Source organism: Herbiconiux daphne, from assembly GCF_024979295.1.
Classification (GTDB): Bacteria; Actinomycetota; Actinomycetes; order Actinomycetales; family Microbacteriaceae; genus Herbiconiux; species Herbiconiux daphnes.
In genome coordinates this window covers 1-2332 of the sequence record NZ_JANLCJ010000047.1, presented here as the reverse complement: position 1 = coordinate 2332, position 2332 = coordinate 1, and the positions used below count along the sequence as shown (strand labels likewise).

At 44.2% G+C, this 2332-nt stretch carries 3 protein-coding genes; all 3 read right to left on the bottom strand.

Annotation, left to right across the window (positions count from 1 at the left end; genetic code table 11):
* Position 1: 1 nt before the first annotated feature.
* Complete coding sequence (locus N1032_RS22595) at positions 2–253, bottom strand: hypothetical protein (protein ID WP_259542557.1); 252 nt, start codon at positions 251–253, stop codon at positions 2–4.
* A 339-nt stretch (positions 254–592) separates the two neighbouring features.
* Complete coding sequence (locus N1032_RS22590) at positions 593–1084, bottom strand: hypothetical protein (protein ID WP_259542554.1); 492 nt, start codon at positions 1082–1084, stop codon at positions 593–595.
* Positions 1085–1252: 168 nt separating this feature from the next.
* Positions 1253–2332: hypothetical protein (locus N1032_RS22585; protein WP_259542553.1), on the bottom strand; the 1080-nt coding region annotated here is incomplete at its 5' end.

Genomic DNA, 2332 nt, shown 5'->3' with positions numbered 1-2332 from the left:
GTCAGTTAGACCTACCTAATGCCTTGCTTTCCAATCTGCTGAACTCTTTGGCGGTTGTTGTAGCAATGTAAGCATCAAGTTTCGCTTTTGCCACCGCTTCACCAGCAAATTTTCCAGCAGCTTGTTTAGTTGCCATCTTACTTGCTTGTTCCGCTAACTTAGGAGTAACCTTTGCCATATATGCTTGTTTATACAATCCACCAAGTGCCACTCTTGTAGCAAGTCTTGCGGCACGGTTGATTGAAGTACGCACGAATGCCCTTTCAAACTTATCGAATCATTTTGAGAAGTATTCCCCCTTTGCCATTGAACTCACGTTTTCCACTCAGTTGGAAACTATCGACATGACGTTTCTCAATGCCGGAATCGGCACGAATGACAGGAATAGACTTAGTGATGATGAAACAGTTGACAGGGAAGTTGACACTTTCCGTCCACCTTTGCTTATTCATCAACCTTTTCTCTTTCCTACACGTCAGTAGTATTGAACTCCCTCTTCCCTCAACATCTTGAGGTCATGTTCAGTGGCACGGATTAGAACATCCGCTTTTCCGTTTGTGGTTTCCTTGACAAACTTAAGGAACACAGTATGTCATCCGTTGACAGGATTTCTGTCCACTATCTTGTAACCGAACAGGTAGTTACCTGGTATCTGCCCGTTTGTTCCGGGTATCATAAGTCCACCAGACCTCTCAAATGCGTTTTGGAGGTTTTGGCTTTCCTTTATTACTTTTTTGGATGCGACCCACGCTTTCTTGAAGGCAGACTTTTCGAGTATTCCTTCAATTTTATCTTTAAGGAACTGATATGCACGTTCTGGTCCATATCTACCGAAGTCATTGGCATCAATAAGTTGAGCAGTTTGAACCCACTTGTCATTGAAGTCCCTTGAACCTGCTTTCTTTATCAAACGCACGAGTTTTGAAGGGTCGGAGTGTTTCTGGAATGACATGAACATTTCAACTATCGCCTTGGGGTCAAGTTGCCCCAATTCCGAAACTATCCTTTGACCTTCCAGTGAAAGTGATGACAACGCCCCTTGAACCAACGCCACATTGTCACGGTAGGCGACTTTAGAGGTCACTCTCCCAACATTGCTTTGGATTTTACCCATTTGTGTAAGACGGTTTCTCAATGACTGTCATATCATCGCATCAGCAGGATTGGTTGCCGCCAACTTTTCACCTATTTGACGTACAGCACTAGTAGAAGCAGCACGAGAAGCAGTTTGTGCCAACGCAAGTCTTCCAGTTCAAGTTTGACCACGAATAGCATCACCATATGCTTCTTGAAGAACTTCCAACACAAATTTGTTATCAGTTTCTTTTTCAAGTTGTTTCATGAATGAACCTGTTGACAATCTCTTGACTACATTGTAATCCTTAACACGGTCGAATATGTCATGCATTTCCTGTAGACCTTTCATGATGTCTTCCATTGTCGTGTGGTATTTTGCAGCGACATTGGCAAGTTCATGTCCCAAACCGACTATCTCACGATTTTGGCGAGTGACTTTAGCAGATAACGCTGATATGTTTTTTTGACCGATACTTCTTGTTTGGTTAAGCATCGCCCTTGATTCCGCACCACGGACAGGAGTCAGTTTACCGAATAAATGGTCAATGGCATTATCTCTTCTTCCTTTGGCGAATGCCCTGAATGCCTGGTGCTGTGCCAAGAAAGGAGAGTCAGTACCAAGATACATTTCAAGTATTGCCTTTTCGCGATTTGTAAGTTTTCCTGTGGCAAACCTAACCCTGAAATCCGCTGCTTTCTGCATATGTCTGGCATTGTTTGCTTTTATCTGGTTGTATCTACCGGCAACCCTATCTGCTTGTCTTTGTTTTGCGGCAGACATTTTTGTAAGTGTAGATTGCCTTCTTTCTTCCGTTCTACCTATTCTATTCCGCAAACGATTAGAATTTTTCTCAACCGCCTCATTTGCCGCTTTGGTCGCCTTGTCAGCAAGTTTGGCATCAAGTGCCGCCTTGTCTATCTTAGTACCGGCACGTGCTATTCTTCCGGCAGAAGCCAACCCCATAGCACCAGGTATGAATGCCGAAGCAAAATCAAATGCCGTGCTTAATGCTGGTATTTCACCTTCTGCCGCAGATACGCCTAAGTTAGCACCAGCACCAGCAAGTCCTATGCCGACGTCAATGGCAAGTGAGGCACCACCTGTGAAAGGAGCGGCAGCGGCAGCACCAACCATTAGTCCAACTTCCAATATCGCCACAAGTATACGCAAAAATGAAGTCATTGAACTCTTTGGAGCAGATTTTACTTCCACTTTTCCTATCTGTGCTGTGCTTAATGGGACGATTGCTCTCAT